Origin of the sequence: Kineosporia sp. A_224, assembly GCF_002198655.1 — a bacterium.
In the GTDB taxonomy this organism is placed as follows: Bacteria; Actinomycetota; Actinomycetes; order Actinomycetales; family Kineosporiaceae; genus R-H-3.
The window spans coordinates 1-14666 of sequence record NZ_MWLN01000059.1; the positions used below are offsets into that span (position 1 = coordinate 1).

Consider the following 14666-nt stretch of genomic DNA (forward strand, 5'->3'; position numbering starts at 1 on the left):
CGCCGGCGGCACCGGGACCGGCCAGCCGGTCTCCGGCCAGACGAGCGCGACGACCGGGCCGAGCACGGCGGTCCCGATGACCCCGAGGACGGCGCTGAGCCAGAACCGGCCCGGCCCGTCGACGACGAGGCCGCGGACGACACCGGACCAGATACCGATCTCGGCGACGACGAACCAGCCGGCGGCGAGGCGGCAGATCGACCGCGCGAGCGGGACACCGCGGGTCGCGGCACCGGTCGGCACCCACTCCTGGGTGCGGCCGGTGAGGGCGTGCCACACCGCGAGCGCGTGCGCGACGCTGTAGAGCATCCGCACCCGCAGGACGTTGAGGTCGTAGTGCGCCCAGGACACCCGGCGCCACTGCGCGAACATGACCCAGACCGCGAGGACGAGCGGGAGGTAGTGCAGCGGCGACACGTGCTCGGGGAGCACCCAGAGCATGACGACCGCCGACGCGAGCCCGGCGAAGACGTTGACGCCGGTGGTGATGTAGTAGAGGAAGCCCGTCCAGAAGCAGACCCGTTGCCGCATCGGCAGCCCGGCGTTGTGGAAGCCGCGGTCGGCGAGCAGCGACATCGAGCCGGTGCACCAGCGGTACTGCTGGCTGACGAACCCGGCGACGCCGTCCGGGCACAGCCCGCGCGCGACGAGCACGGGCACGTACCTCAGGCCGGAACCGCTGCGCAGCAGGGCGACCCCGGTGTGGACGTCCTCGCTGTGGCCGATCTGCGCGAAGCCGCCCGCGGCCTCGAGCGCGGCCCGGCGGTAGACGGCGTTCGTGCCGACGCAGATCGCCGCGCCGACGCCGTCCCGGGCCGGCTGGACCCAGCGGTAGAACAGCTCCTGGACGGCACCCGCGCCGCGCTCGAGCCACGTCGCCGGGCCGAGGGAGTCGAAGTACTGCGGGCTCTGGACGATGCCGACCTGCGGGTCGTCGAGGTACGGGACGAGCTCGCGCAACGCGTCCGGGGAGGGGCAGAAGTCGGCGTCGAGCACGAGGATGTGGTCCCCCGCCGAGTGCGCGTACCCGTGGGCGAGGTTGCCCGCCTTCTTGAGCCGCCCGCGGTCCGGCCGGGACAGGTACGTGAAGCCGAACTCGCCGGCGAGCCGCTCGACCTCGGGCCGCCCGCTGTCGTCGAGCACGAGGACGGCGAGCTCACCGGGCCAGCTCAGCCGTGCCACGTGCTCGTACGTGTTGCGCAGCAGCGCCACCGGCTCCCCCGCCGTCGGCAGGAAGACGTCGACGGACGGCACCCGGGCCGGCCGCCAGGCCGCCACGAGCGCGCGGTGGTCGTCGAGCTCGACCCGGCGTCGGGCGGACGTCGACCACGTCGAGAGCGCACCGGCGAAGAGGGTGAGCACGGCCGGCGCGACGAAGACCGCGGTCTGCGCGTGCGCCCCGAAGAAGACGACGACCGCGACCCCGACGGCGAGGCTCATGACGCCCTGGACCAGCGGGTAGACCCGGGCCTGCGGGCCGAGGTAGAGGTAGCGCTCGTCGGCCGACGGCGCCGTCGGCAGCCCCTCGGCGCGCGGCGGCTCGCCGCTGCGGGGCACCCGCCGGGCACCGCGGACCGTGCCCGCGGCCTGGCCCGCGGACGTCGTCACCGGGTCACCTCCGTGCGGCCGAGGGCGCGCTCGACGACCCGCTCCGCGGTCTCGACGAGGGTCCGGGTCACGGCCGGGTCGACGAGCACCGGGGCGCCGCCGCCGCGCGCGCCGGCACCCGCCGGCGCACCCGCCGGGGTGGCGGCCGGGGGCAGCCCGCCGACGAAGAGGGTGACCCGCTCGTGGCGCAGCCCGGCGTCGGTGAGGACGGGCCACTCCCACCAGAGGGTCTGCCACTGCTCGCCGTCGGCCTGCCGGACGACGAGGCGCGTCGCGGTGACCCGGCCGTCGAGCCGGACCGTCTCCTGGGCCGCGACCTCGGCGCCGTGGAAGTTGTAGCAGGACAGCACGTCGTGGGCCCGCAGGGCGTCGCCGTCGGTGACGACGAGCCCGTCGACCCAGACGCTGCCGCCGGACGACGTGCTGACCCGGTACCGGTTCCACACCGAACTGCTGCCGAAGTAGACCTTCGACCACTCCTCGCGGCCGAGGAACTCGGCGTCGCCGCCGACCGCGGCGAGGTCGGCGAGCACGAGGGTGCGCCGCGGCGCCGCGGCGAGCCCGGTGTCCGCGGGACCCGCGACGTGCAGCGTGGTGACGAGGAACGTGGCGGACAGCGCGGCGACGAGGCCGGCGCGGACGACGAGCGAGCGGGCCGAGGGCGGCGCGAGGTCGGTCGCGGGGGTCTGGGGCGAGGGCGGCGGCTCGGTGACGAAGGGCGTCCACCGCAGGCCGAAGCGCTGCATCGAGGCGACGAGCGCGACGACGACGACGGCGTCGAGGGCCAGGCCGGCCACCGGGTGCAGCAGGTCGAGGGCGACGGGCGCGCCCCAGCGGTCGCCGGCGACGGCGAGCCCGGTGACCCGGACGACGTTGGCGACCCAGACCGCGGCGACGCCGCAGCCGAGCCAGACCAGCCGGGCCCGCAGCCGGCCGTGCGAGAGCGCGAGCACCGCACCGGCGACGACGAGGTACGCGGCGATGCCGGTGATGCCGGAGCACGCGGGGGCGACGACGACCTCGAAGGCCCGCTCCCCCGTCCCGATGCGCAGGGTGTTCTCGGCGCCGACGTCGACCATCCGGGCCGCGCCGAGCCACTGGGCGGCGTGGCCGGAGGCCTCGTACGTGGCCCGGGCGAGCGGGGCGACGGCGTGCACGTTGAGCCACGTCACCGGCCAGGGCCACACGAGCAGCCCGTAGGCGAGCGGCACGACGGCGACCGCGAGCGCCCGCATGCCGAGCAGGAGCACCGCGAAGGCGGCGAGGGCGAGGGGGTGCGCGAGCAGGTCGAGCCGGGTCAGCCAGCGGCCGTTCGACGCGCTGCCGACGGGGATCAGGAGCAGGACGAACGCCGCGGCCACGAGGCCGCCCGCCGCGACGAGGTCACCGTGCCCGAGCCGGCCGGACCAGACACGACGCCCGGAGCGGACCGTCGCGTCGAGCATGACGGCGGCGACGACCGGGACGGCGAGCAGGTCGCCCGTCGGTGCGCCGTAGCGCAGGTCCGCGACGAGCCCGGACAGGCTCGGCGCGAAGGCGACGGCGGCGGCGAGCACGGCGAGCGCCGCCCGCACCCGCGGCGGGACCGACCGGTGGGCCGGTACCGCCGCGGGTGCTCCGGGCGTCGCCGTCGGGGCGGTGAGCGTCATCGGCTCAGGCGGCCGACATCTGCGAGCGCGACGCCCGCGAGCGGAACCACAGGACGCCGCCGGCAGCGGCACCCATGACGAGCAGGACCAGACCGGCGACGCCGGCCTCGGGCACCTCGGCGGGCGGGGCGCACGTCGGGTCGCCGACGGCGGCCGAGAACCGGCTCGAGGTGCCGATCGTCGCCTTGACCCGGTACCAGGTGTAGTGCTTGCCGGTGCCGAGCTTGGTGAGGTTGAAGCCGTACGCGACCTCGTTCATCCACGGACCGGTCTTGACGACCTGGCTGCCGAGCTTGGTCATCTTCGACGGCGTCCGCGAGGTGTTCGACACGTACAGCTCGGCGGTCATGGTGCCGGTCGCGGCCGACGTCATCGTCACGTGGCCGGCGACGGTGTCACCGGCGCAGTCGATCGTCACGTCGCGGACCCTCATCGCGGCGGCCATGGCCGGGGCGGCGGGGAGCAGCGTGCCGAGGGCGATCGCGACGAGGACCAGGGCCTGGGTCGCGCGTCGCCACCTGCGGTGGGTTCCAGCGGTGGGCATGGCAGTCCTTCCGGGTCGTCACCCGCACCCGTACGGGTTGCGGCTGATCAGGTGATCGGCACGCCGCGGATGAACCCTTAGCGACGGACTCCACCCGGACGGCGGAACGCGACGGCGCCCGCCGACCGTGAGGTCGACGGGCGCCGGGGCGTGCTGCGGGCAGGTCTTGCGGGCTACCCGTGCGCGGGGGCTGCGGTCTCGCCGGCCGGCGCGCCGGCCTGGCCCGGGACGCGGGCCGGGGTGCCCTGCGGCTGGAGGGCCGGCTGGGCGCCGACCGCGGCGTCCCAGGCCTGCAGCCGCTCGTCGGTGAGGAAGCCCACGGGGTCGGCCACCACCGGCACCGCCGGGTCGTGGGCGCGGAGCCGGGAGACCGTGAGGACGTGCGCGGCCGGGGTCGCGGTGAGGTCGCCGGGCCGGGCCGGCTGGTCGGCGATCGCCGCGACGACGCTGTCCCCGAAGCCCCAGAGCCCGAGGATGTAGGCGGACGCCTCGGTCGCGGCGCAGCCGAAGGCCGCGGCCTGGACGTCGTGCGCCTCCCACGGGTCGAGCGGCCCGCGCTCGCACACGGCCTGCCACGGGCCGGGGTGCCCCGCGGCGAGCACCGTGATGCCGACCTCGTGGAGGAGCCCGGCGAAGAACGCGTCGTGGACGGCGTCCCGGGACCAGCCGTCGCTCACCGCGAAAGCCTTGGAGAGCTGGGCGACGTGGAGCGCCCGGCGGCTCAGCGCGTGCAGGTCGAGGCCGCGCGCCGGTCCCCCGCCGGAGCCGAAGACCGCCCCAGCGACGGCGAGGGCCTGGATCGTCTCGAGCCCGAGCAGGCTCACCGCCCGCGCGACCGACTCGACCCGGGCCGGCAGCCCGAAGAACGAGGAGTTGACCAGCCGCAGCACCTCGGCGCTCGTCGGCACGTCGTCCTCGATGACCGCGACGACGTCGTCGAGGCTGCAGTCCGGGTCCGAGGCCATCGCGAGCATCCGCTCGTAGACGACCGGGGGCTTCGGCAGCGTCTCGACGTCCCCCAGGACGCGGCGGAGCCGGTCGTCGGTCACGAGGTCGCGGACGCCGAGCACCCGCTCGAGCGCGGCGACGAGGACCTCGACGTCGCAAGGCTTGGAGAGGTACTGCTGCGTCGGTCCGATCGCGCTGATGATGGAGGCCCGGTCGGCGTGGCCGGACAGGATGATCCGGGACGTCGCGGGGTACCGGCGGCGCACCTCGGCGAGCAGCTGCGCGCCGTCCATGCCGGGCATCCGCATGTCCGAGACGACGACGTCGACGGGCGTGGTCGCCATGACCGCGAGCGCCTCCTCGCCGCCGGACGCGAAGGTCATCTCCCACTCGCCGCGCTTGAAGCGCAGCATCCGGCGCAGCCCCGCGAGCAGGTGGGGCTCGTCGTCGACGAACAGGATGCTGCGGCTCACGGTGTCTCCTCGCCCTCGGCGTCGTCGGCGACGGCGTAGGGCAGCGCGATGGTGAAGGTCGAGCCGTGACCCGGCTTGGACCGGATGTCGATGCGGCCGCCGTGCTTGACGACGACGATCGAGTGCGAGAGGGACAGCCCCTGGCCGGTCCCCTTGCCGACGCCCTTCGTCGTGAAGAAGGGGTCGAAGACGCGCAGGACGGTGGCCTCGTCCATCCCGGTGCCGTCGTCGCTGATGACGACGAGCGCCTCGTCACCGAGCCGCCGCGTCGAGATCCCGAGGTGCCCCAGCGCGTCGGTGCCCTCGGCCCGGCGCCGCTCGTCGATGGCCTGGGCGGCGTTGACGATGATGTTGAGGACGACCTGCTTGAGCTCACCCTCGAAGCACGGCACGAGCCCGACCGCGGGGTCGAGCTCGAGGGTCAGCTCGGCGAGGTACTTCCACTCGCTGCGCGAGACCTGCGCCGTCGTCTCGACGACGCGGTTGAGGTCGGTCTGCACGCGCCCGGTGCCCGGGTGCGAGAAGTCCTTCATCGCCCGGACGATCTGCGCGACCCGCTCCAGGCCCTCGAGGGACTGCGCGAGCGCGCTCGGCACCTCCTCGGCGACGAAGTCCAGGTCGAGGGACGACACGACCTCCCCGAGCCGGCGGCGCAGCGCAGCGGCGTCCGGCTCCTGGGTCAGCGCCGTGAGCTGCTCGAGCCCGGCGAGGACGCCGCTGAACGACTCCGAGACGAAGCGGGTGTTGTCGGAGACGTACTGGACGGGCGTGTTGATCTCGTGCGCGATGCCCGCCGCGAGCTGGCCGATCGACTCCAGCCGGCTGGCCTGGGCGAGCTGGCGCTCGAGCTCGGTGACCTGGCTGATGTCGGCGCCGATGCCGATGACCCCCGCGACCTCGCCGCCCTCGGTGTTCGGCAGCACGCTCACGAGGATCGTGCGGACCTCCCCGCCGGGCGGGACGAGCGTCACCGTCGCGTCGACGACGGGCTCGCCGGTCGCGACCACCTGGTTCTCCAAGGCGGCGATCTGCGGCCCGAGGTCGTCCGTGGTGTCGAGCTGGCCCTCGAGCCGGCCCACGATCTCGGCCTGGCTGCGGACGCCGCGCAGCGTGAGGAAGGCGGTGTTGGCCCCCACGTAGCGCAGGTCCGCGTTCTTCCACCAGACGACGTGCGGGATGGTCCCGAGCACCCGGGTCAGCAGGGTCTTCTCGTACCTCAGGGCGACGGCGAGCGACTCGGCGCGGCGCAGCGTCTGCCGGGCCCGCTCCTCCGCCTGCCGGCGCGAGGTGACGTCCCGCTCGACGCCGATGGAGCCGACGACGCGACCGTCCTCGACGACGGGCTTGACGGACATCGCGACCCAGTACGGCTGCCCGTCCTTGGTGCGCGTCGCGAACTCGGCCGTCGCGGGCGCCAGCGTCGCGAGCTCGTTGGCGAGCCGGGCGAACTCCGCGGTGCGGGTGAACGGGCCACGGACGAGGTCGACCCGCCGGCGGCCGACCGCGGCCTCCCGGCTGTAGCCGGACATCCGCTCGAAGGCCTCGTTGACCCACTCGATCCTGCCGTCGGCGCCGCTGATGACCACACCGTCCTCGGTGTGGCGCGCGACGAGCGCCAGCCGGGCGGTCTCGTCGTCCGGCACGTCTCGGGCAGGGTCCTGGGCGTGGTCCACATCCCCGGATCGGCCCACGGCGCAGCCCCCTTGAGCCTCTGCGAGGGTGACGTCCGGGCGCCGCCGTGCGCGGTCCCTTGAGAACGGGCCCCCGGCGGCCGAGACAGGACCCATGACGCTGCTTCCGCAGACCCCTGCCGCGCAGGCCGCTGCCGGTGTGCCCGCCCAGCGCACGGACGCGCCCGAGGGACGGCGCATCCTCCTCGTCGACGACGAGCAGCGGATCCTCGACGCGCTGCGGCGGACGCTGCGCGGCCGGTACGACCTCACACTGGCCACCTCGGGCGAGGAGGGGCTGGACGCCGTCCGTGCGGCTGCGACCGAGGGCCGCCCGTTCGCCGTCGTCGTGTCGGACATGATGATGCCGGGGATGAACGGGGCGGAGTTCCTCGCCGCCGTGCGCACCCTCGACGCCGACATGGTCATGCTCATCCTCTCCGGGCAGGCCGACCTCACCTCGACGATCTCGGCGGTCAACAACGCCAACCTCTTCCGCTTCCTCACCAAGCCCTGCGAGCCGGCGGACCTCACCCGGGCGCTCGACGCCGCGCTGCGCCAGCACCAGCTCGTCCAGGCCGAGCGCGAGCTGCTCGAGCGGACCCTCGGCGGGGCCGTCGACGTCCTCACCGAGGTGCTGTCGCTCGCGACGCCGTCCGCCGCGACCCGCACCGACCGGATGCGGACGCTCACCGCGGGGACCGCCGCCGCGCTCGGCCTCGAGGACGACTGGCGGCTGCCGATCGCCGCGATGCTCAGCCAGGTCGGCTGCGTGGCCGTGCCGCCGACGGTGCTCGACGACGTCGTCGTCGGCCGCAGGCTCTCCGAGGACGACGCCCTCATGTACCGGGCGCACCCGGCGCTCGCCGAGCGGCTGCTCGCCCGGATCCCCCGCCTGGGGACCGTGGCGGCCTGGGTCGGCGCGCAGCTCGTCGAGCTGCCCGACCCCGCGGCGCCCGAGGAGCCGGTGCCGCCGGCCCGCGACCGGGAGGGGACGGCGGCCGCGGCCTTCGCGGCGGTCTCCGGCTTCCTCGCCGGTTACGAGGCGGGGCTCGCCCCGCGCGACGTCGTCCGGGCGCTCGGCCGGACCGGCCGGTTCCCGCAGGCGGTGCTCGACGCCGTGCTCCTCGCCTCCGACGGCCTGGAGCCCAAGGGCCGGCTCGTGGAGGTCCGGGCGGCGAACGTCCGGGCCGGGATGGTGCTGGCCTGCGACATCGTCACGACGACCGGGCTCGTGCTCGTCCGCAAGGGCGAGAAGGTCACCGAGGTGCTCGCGACGCGGATCGAGAACTTCGAGCGCTCCGTCGGCATCGTCGAGCCGCTCGAGGTGCTCGTCGTCGACGGCTGACCCCGGCCGACCCCGGCGTCCGGGGCCGTCCGGCCTGTCCGGGGTCGTACGGACCTGCGCCGCGCCGGTGCGGTCCGTCGGCACCCGTGACTAGCGTCGAGTGCGGGCCCGGTCCGGGCCCCGTCACCCGCCGTGCTCGGCACGGCCGGGGGTGGCGCCGCACGGGGAGAGGAACGGCCATGGGGTCCCACGGAAGCTGACGGTCAGACCGCGTCGTGCTCCCCGACGCACGCGCGGTACACCTCGCCGTCGCCGACGAGCCGGACGACGCCCACGTCGGCCCCGACGAACACGGACTCACCGGCCCGCATCGTCACGCGGTGCGTCCCCGCGAGGACGTCCACCGAGCCGGTGAGGCACAGCAGGATCTGCGGGCCGGCGTCCGCCTCGGGCAGTGGGGCCGGGGTGACGACGTCCCCGCTGCCGACGACGATCCGGCCGAGGCGGAACTCCCGGGCCGGCGGCGACCACACGACCTCGTGCGCCGTGACGGGCCGGCCGTGCGCGACGACCGGGGCGGCGTCCGGGGCCAGCAGGTCGAGCAGGAGCGGGACGTCCACGGCCTTCGGCGTCAGACCGGCGCGCACGACGTTGTCGGACGCGCCCATGATCTCGACGCCGAGGCCGGACAGGTACGCGTGCGGGACGCCGGCGGGGACGAACAGCCCCTCGCCGGGGGCGAGCCGGACGACGTCGAGCAGCAGCGGGGCGAGCACGAGGGGGTCGCCCGGGTGCTGCCCGACGAGCCGGTGCACCCACATGAGCGCGGCGAGCGCGTCGGCGTCCCGCTCGACGGCGCTGCCCGCGAGCGCGACCCGGACGCCGCGGACGACGTCCGCCACGAGGGCCGCCCGGTCGTGGGCGGGCCAGCCGGCGAGGAGCGCGAGCGCGCCCGGCAGGCCCTCGGTCGTCACCGCGGCGTGCAGCCGCTCGGCCCGCGCGCCGTCGAGCAGGTCGACGAGCCGGGCGGCCTCCCGTGCGGTCCGCCAGCCGGCGAGCGCCTCGACGTGGGTCACCGCGACGAGCAGCTCCGGCTTGGGGTACGGGTCGGCGAACCGGCGGCCAGGGCCGGCCGGCAGCCGGGCGGCCTCCTCCGCGGCGAAGCCCGCCGCGGCCTGCGCGGCGTCCGGGTGGACCTGGACGGACAGCGCCCGGTCGATCGCGAGGATCTTCAGCAGGAACGGCAGCCGGGGCCCGAACCGGGCCAGGCAGGCGGCGCCGAGCGTCCGCAGCGGGTCGGCACCGACCTCGTCGGCCAGGCAGGTCTCGTGCCCGTCGACGTCGCGCAGGGCGGACGGCGCGAGCGGGTGGGCGCCGATCCACAGCTCGGCCTCGGTGTGACCCGCCGGCGCCCGGCCCTGGATCCGGGCGAGCGCCGTCCGGGAGCCCCAGTCGTACCGCTGCACCGCGTTGCGCATGAGCCGCGGCGCGGTCCGCGGGCGGGTGCCCGCGGCGGTCCGGGTGAGGACGAGGTCGTCGGCGATGGCTCGCTCCTGCGTCGTTCCGTCGGGTGACGTCGTCAACACCCGCGGTCCGGCCCCGTCGTTCCCCGCCGCACCTGAGACGTGCACCTCACTGCATCCTGTCGACCGCATGCCTCATCCTCGGTCACTCAACGCACTCGCGTACGCCGTTTGCGTCACCACGTCGGACGGGAACGGCGCCCTGCCGCCGCTGGGGCGCCGTCCGCCACCCCGCGGACCCGTGGTTGGCTTGGCCCCATGAGCACCCCCGCCGGCCGCGCCGCGGCCGTCTGCCGCTGCGGGCACGCGCGCGCGGCGCACGAGCACTACCGCGCAGGCAGCGAGTGTTCGCTGTGCGACGGCTGCCCGCGGTACCGGCCGCAGGGCGGCCTGCTCGCCCGGCTCCGGGCGGTGCTCGGCCGCTGACGGCGCGGCGGTCCGGTCAGAGCGGTCCGGTCAGAAGAGCGCGTTCGCGAGCGCGAGCCGGCCCTGGGCGACCCGGGGGTCCTCGGCGCCGACGACGTCGAAGAGCTCGACGAGGTGGACGCGGACGGTGTCGCGGTCCGCGCCGGCCGTCACGCGCACGGTGTCGACGAGCCGGGAGAACGCGTCGTCGACGTGCCCGCCGAGCAGGTCGAGGTCCGCGACGAGGATCTGGGCCTGGACGTCGGTCGGGTCGGCGGCCGCGGCCGCGCGCGCGACCTGCGGGTCGACGTCCGCCGTGCGGGCCAGCAGCTTGACCTGGGCGAGGCCGACCCGGGCCATCTCGTCGGCGGGGCTCTCGTTGAGCGCGGCCTCGTAGGCCGTGATCGCGGCGTCGTAGTTGCCGGCGTCGATCGCGTCGTACGCGGCCTGGTGGTGCGGCGGCAGCGGCTCCTCCACCGGCTCGGCGTCCTCGGCCTCGTCGTCGTCGTCGACGTCGACGTCGCCGTCGCCGGCGGCGAGCTCGATCCGGCCCGTGACGCCGTTCGCCTCGGCGGCCTGCAGGAGCTGGGCGACGACCTCGCGCACCTGGGCGTCCGGCAGCGCGCCCTGGAACAGCGCGACCGGCTGCCCCTTGAGGACGGCGAACACGGTCGGGATCGACTGCACCTGGAAGGCCTGGGCGAGCTGGCGGTTCGCGTCGACGTCGACCTTCGCGACGAGGAGCCGGCCGTCGAGGTCCGCGGCGATCTTCTCGAGGATCGGCGAGAGCTGCTTGCACGGCCCGCACCACTCGGCCCAGAAGTCGATGATGACGGGGACGGTCGAGGAGCGCTCGACGACGTCCGCGACGAACGAGTCGTCCGTGACGTCGATGACGTACCCGGACGCGGCGGCCCCGCCGCCCGTCGCTCCGCCGCCCGTGGCACCGGCCGCGGGCTGCGGCTTCGCGAGCGTCGACAGGTCCACGGCCCCGCGCAGGGACATGGGCCGTCCGGGTCCGGGCTGGGTGGTCATAAGGTCCTCGGGTCCTCTCTACCGGCGTCAACGCCGTCCGTGCACGCGGGCCGCCGGACCGGTCCGACCGGCGGCGGCGTCGCTCCGCGTCGATGTGCTGGGACGATGGTGCCACGGAGCGGGTACGACCCGTGACCGGGATGCCCGGTCAGGAGCCGGAGACCGCGACGTCGTCCTTGGACGCCGCGACGACGCGCACGAGCCCGCCGCCCGCGGGCGGCACCGTGAGGACGACGACCTCGACGGACGTGCGCTCGAGCTTCGTCGCGTACGACCGCCGGCCGCCGAGCGCCTCGAGCCGGTCGTCGACCCGCACCGAGCCCGCGCCCGCCTTCACGGTCACCGTGTACTTCTGCTCGACGGCCGCCACGACGACCGCGCCGCCGTCCGCCGACCTGAACGCGAGGAGCCCGTCCGGCAGGAGCGTGTGCGTGCTCGTCACGCTGCCCACGGCCGCGACGCCGCGGCGGTCCTCGGCGACCCGGGACGACACCTGCCGGCGGAACTCGTCGGGGGCGAAGAGCTTCGACGAGGCGCTCTTCGTGCTGTTCGTGAGGACGTCCGCGTAGCCCTTCGCGACCTGCTCCGGGGTCGCGACGAGCCCGGTCGCGCCCGCTGCGAGCACCTCGGCCCCCTGGGCCGCCGCCGGGACGCCCGGCAGCGAGGCGCCGGGCAGGAGCACCGGCTCGGCCCACACCCCGTACGGGTCACGGGCGGTCGGCGACACGAGCACCCGGACGACGGGCGTCGGGCGGCCCGGCGCGGAGCCGGCGACGACGAAGAACCGCGGCCAGCCGGCCTGGCGGGTGAGGACGAGCCGGTCGCGGGCCATCCCGGCCGTCGACGTCGGGCTCGCCGTGGCGCCGGCGGTGGCTGTGGCCGCTGTGGCTGTGGCCGTGGCGGACGGCGTCCCCGCCTTCTCGCGGACCTTCAGCTCGGCGGCGAGGCGGCGGGCGTACGGCCCGACGACCCGGCCCTGCGCGTCGGCGACCCTGCCGGAGCGGTTCGCCGCGGCGAGGGCGGCGTCGACCTTGTCGAGGACGTTCTCCGCCTGCGGCACGAGGACCGCCGGGTAGGACGGCACGGCGGACGCGCCGGACGCCGTCCCCGCGGCCGTGGCGGACCCGGCCGGACGAGCCGCGGACCCGCCGGACGACCCGCTGCTGCAGGCCGTCGCGCCGAGCGACACGACGAGCGCGAGCGGGACGACGCGGGCCCACGGCGGCGTCCCGGCGCGGCGCCGGCCGTGCACGCGCGGGATCGTCGTCGTCGTGTCCGGGTCGTGGCCGGCGCTCGCGCTGCCGCCCGCTCCCGGCCCGGCCGGGGTGCCGGTGCCGTCGCTGTCGTCCCTGACGTCGGTGCCGCCGGTGTCGTCGGTGTCGTCCGTGTCGTCCGTGTCGTCGTAGCCGCTGAAGTCGTCGTAGAACTCGTCGTCCGGCCGGCCGCCCCGACGGCGCAGCACGAGGAGCGCGACCGCACCGGCGACGAGGAGCACGAGGCCGGTCGCGACGAACGCCGGGGCGGACGACCCGCCGGCCGGGCGGACCCAGCCCACGTCGACCCGCTCGAGGCCGCCGGCCGCCGTCCCCGCGACGACGACGGCGCGCCACTGCCCGGGGGCGGGCGTCCAGTCGAGCCGGGCGGCGCCCTGGCCGGAGGCGGTCGCGGCCCAGATGTCCGACCGGGCCGGGTCGGGGGCGGTCGTCGTCGTGCCCGTGCGGGCGATGTCGAGGACGCCCTCCTCGCCGGCGCCGAGCACGTCGACGCGGGCGAGGTCGCCGACCCAGGCCGCGACGTCGTCCGCACGCGCGACGCCGACGAACACGGTCGTCCCGGAGGTCGTCGCCGACGCCCCGAGCCGGACCCGGCTCGCGCCGTCGGCGAGGACGTCAGGCCGGGTGGTCACGGCGACGACGCCGTCGAGGCGGGTGGTGCCGGCCGAGGCCTGGTCCCCCGCGCCGTCCGACCCGCCGCGGGTCGCCCCGACGACGAGCAGGACGAGCCCGAGGAGGGCCGCGACCGCTGCCGCGAGCCGTGCGACGAGGACCCCGCGGCCGGCCGTCATGCGGTCTCCTGCCGCTCGGCGGGCGGCTCGTGCCGCTCGATCGCGGCCTCCAGCCGGTCGAGCTTGGCCTGCATCTCCCCGGTGCGCCCGGCCCGGATGTCGGCCTTGAGGACGAGCGAGACCCGGTCGCCGTGCGCCTGGCATGCCTCGACGGCCCGCCGGACGACGTCCATGCACGCGTCCCAGTCACCCTCGATCGTCGTGAACATCGAGTCGGTGCGGTGCGGCAGGCCGCTCTCGCGGACGACGCGGACGGCATCGGCGACGGCCTCGCTGACCGAGTCGCCGACGCCCGAGGGGGCCACGGAGAAAGCGACGAGCATGGTCACGACAGTAACCGAGCGCTCATGACCCACATCTCGGCGCGCTGCGGCAGGAGCACGGCCGCTGTGACCCACGCGACGCCCACCGTCGACACCACGTGAGCGCGTGCTCGACGTTGCGTGAGTGTTTGGGCGCCACCCAGGTGGACCCTCATACAACCGTCACGACCGCCGACAGGTCTCGCGTGAGCCAGGACGGCTCACGCACCGAGCGGGCCACGACGGCCCGCGAGCCGCGGACCAGGACGGTCCGCGACGAGCATCGCCATGGAGGGCCGGATGCGTCACGCGGCATGGGCACGACGGGCAGGGTCCTTCGCGACCCGGCTCGTCCTCGCAGTGCTCCTGACCGGGCTCGTGACGGCCGGCCTGCAGTCCGTCCTCGCCGACCGGCTCACGGTCCGGGCGATGGAGCGGGAGGCCGTGAGCCGCGTCGTCGACGTCGCCGCGGGAGCCGAGGCCCGCCTCGCCGACGGCCCGGGCGACCGCGCCGACCTGGAGGCGGACGTCACCGACCTGGCCACGGAGCGCGGCATCGAGGGCGCCACCGTCGTGGACGCCCCGCCGGGCGACGCGACGGCGGTGCGGGCCGCGGTGCTCCGCGGCCGGGACGTCCTCGTCGTCACGGTGCCGGTCCGGCTCCCGTCGGAGGTCGTCGGGCTCCAGGTCACCCTGGACGAGGACGACGCCCGCAGCCGGTCCGCGGCGCTGCGCCGCAGCCTGCTCATGGTCTTCGGTCTCGGCGCCCTGGGCGCCGTCCCCCTCATGCTCCTGCTCGGCGGCCGCAGGCTGCTGCGCCGGCACCGCGACGAGGTGCACCTGTCCGGCACGGACGACCTCACCGGCACCGGGTCCCGCCGTGCCTTCCCGGTCGACCTCGAGGCCTTCGTGTCCGCCGTCCGGCAGGACGAGCAGTCCCTGTCGGTCCTCGTCGCCCAGGTCGGCGGCCTCGACGCGGTCACCTCGACCCTCGGCCGCCGCCGCAGCGACGCGTTCCTCGCCGACGTCGCCGCCCTGCTCCACGAGCGGCACCCGCACCGGGTCTACCGCCTCGGCGGCGACGTCTTCGCCGTCGTCCTGCCCGGGATCGGCCCGGACGACGCCTTCCTGCTCGCCGACGCCCTGCGCACCGAGG

The 14666-nt window shown here is 75.9% G+C and carries 12 protein-coding genes; 3 read left to right on the top strand and 9 right to left on the bottom strand.

Annotated features, from left to right (window positions below; translation table 11 throughout):
• The 5 genes from EDJALFJO_RS04845 to EDJALFJO_RS04865 all read right to left on the bottom strand — a co-directional run.
• A partial coding sequence (locus tag EDJALFJO_RS04845; protein WP_088282775.1) for a glycosyltransferase family 2 protein occupies positions 1–1608 on the bottom strand: 1608 nt, incomplete at its 3' end.
• A complete protein-coding gene (locus EDJALFJO_RS04850) occupies positions 1605–3257 on the bottom strand; it encodes an archaeosortase/exosortase family protein (RefSeq protein WP_088282777.1) in 1653 nt (550 codons plus the stop codon). The genes EDJALFJO_RS04850 and EDJALFJO_RS04845, both read right to left, overlap by 4 nt.
• A gap of 4 nt (positions 3258–3261) precedes the next feature.
• Positions 3262–3801, bottom strand: a complete 540-nt coding sequence (locus tag EDJALFJO_RS04855; RefSeq protein WP_088282779.1) for a hypothetical protein — start codon at positions 3799–3801, stop codon at positions 3262–3264.
• A gap of 173 nt (positions 3802–3974) precedes the next feature.
• The gene (locus EDJALFJO_RS04860; protein WP_088282781.1) at positions 3975–5222 is read right to left on the bottom strand and encodes an HDOD domain-containing protein; all 1248 of its coding nucleotides are present in this window, start codon (positions 5220–5222) and stop codon (positions 3975–3977) included.
• The gene (locus tag EDJALFJO_RS04865; protein ID WP_158220289.1) at positions 5219–6865 is read right to left on the bottom strand and encodes a PAS domain-containing protein; all 1647 of its coding nucleotides are present in this window, start codon (positions 6863–6865) and stop codon (positions 5219–5221) included. Before EDJALFJO_RS04865 ends, EDJALFJO_RS04860 begins: the two co-directional genes overlap by 4 nt.
• Positions 6866–7007: 142 nt before the next feature.
• On the opposite strand from EDJALFJO_RS04865, the gene EDJALFJO_RS04870 reads away from it, so the two are divergent.
• Positions 7008–8240: a response regulator gene (locus EDJALFJO_RS04870; protein ID WP_088282785.1), complete on the top strand. Its 1233-nt coding sequence runs from the start codon at positions 7008–7010 to the stop codon at positions 8238–8240.
• 203 nt (positions 8241–8443) lie between these two features.
• On the opposite strand, the gene manA is transcribed toward EDJALFJO_RS04870, so the two are convergent.
• Positions 8444–9763 (bottom strand): mannose-6-phosphate isomerase, class I, encoded by a 1320-nt coding sequence (gene manA, locus EDJALFJO_RS04875; protein WP_198950008.1) that lies wholly within the window; start codon positions 9761–9763, stop codon positions 8444–8446.
• A gap of 198 nt (positions 9764–9961) precedes the next feature.
• Between manA and EDJALFJO_RS33240 the strand changes: the two genes are divergently transcribed.
• Complete coding sequence (locus EDJALFJO_RS33240; protein ID WP_198950009.1) at positions 9962–10129, top strand: hypothetical protein; 168 nt, start codon at positions 9962–9964, stop codon at positions 10127–10129.
• Positions 10130–10159: 30 nt separating this feature from the next.
• Here the strand turns inward: EDJALFJO_RS33240 and trxA are convergent, their stop codons facing one another.
• From trxA to EDJALFJO_RS04890, 3 genes are all read right to left on the bottom strand, one after another.
• Positions 10160–11113 carry a thioredoxin gene (gene trxA / locus EDJALFJO_RS04880; protein WP_198950010.1) on the bottom strand — a complete coding sequence of 318 codons (954 nt, stop codon included), beginning with the start codon at positions 11111–11113 and terminating at the stop codon, positions 10160–10162.
• 178 nt (positions 11114–11291) lie between these two features.
• A complete protein-coding gene (locus EDJALFJO_RS04885; RefSeq protein WP_088282789.1) occupies positions 11292–13208 on the bottom strand; it encodes a hypothetical protein in 1917 nt (638 codons plus the stop codon).
• Entirely contained in the window at positions 13205–13531 is a 327-nt protein-coding gene (locus tag EDJALFJO_RS04890) for an MTH1187 family thiamine-binding protein (protein WP_088282791.1), read from the bottom strand. Before EDJALFJO_RS04890 ends, EDJALFJO_RS04885 begins: the two co-directional genes overlap by 4 nt.
• A gap of 279 nt (positions 13532–13810) precedes the next feature.
• Between EDJALFJO_RS04890 and EDJALFJO_RS04895 the strand changes: the two genes are divergently transcribed.
• A partial coding sequence (locus EDJALFJO_RS04895; RefSeq protein WP_143448297.1) for a GGDEF domain-containing protein occupies positions 13811–14666 on the top strand: 856 nt, incomplete at its 3' end.

Bases quoted from the DNA above. Each gene is read 5' to 3' on its own strand.
- EDJALFJO_RS04850 (WP_088282777.1), bottom strand. From the start codon at position 3,257: ATGACGCTCACCGCCCCGACGGCGACGCCCGGAGCACCCGCGGCGGTA.
- EDJALFJO_RS04870 (WP_088282785.1), top strand. From the start codon at position 7,008: ATGACGCTGCTTCCGCAGACCCCTGCCGCGCAGGCCGCTGCCGGTGTG.
- trxA (WP_198950010.1), bottom strand. From the start codon at position 11,113: ATGTCCCTGCGCGGGGCCGTGGACCTGTCGACGCTCGCGAAGCCGCAG.
- EDJALFJO_RS04885 (WP_088282789.1), bottom strand. From the start codon at position 13,208: ATGACGGCCGGCCGCGGGGTCCTCGTCGCACGGCTCGCGGCAGCGGTC.
- EDJALFJO_RS33240 (WP_198950009.1), top strand. From the start codon at position 9,962: ATGAGCACCCCCGCCGGCCGCGCCGCGGCCGTCTGCCGCTGCGGGCAC.
- EDJALFJO_RS04855 (WP_088282779.1), bottom strand. From the start codon at position 3,801: ATGCCCACCGCTGGAACCCACCGCAGGTGGCGACGCGCGACCCAGGCC.
- EDJALFJO_RS04890 (WP_088282791.1), bottom strand. From the start codon at position 13,531: ATGCTCGTCGCTTTCTCCGTGGCCCCCTCGGGCGTCGGCGACTCGGTC.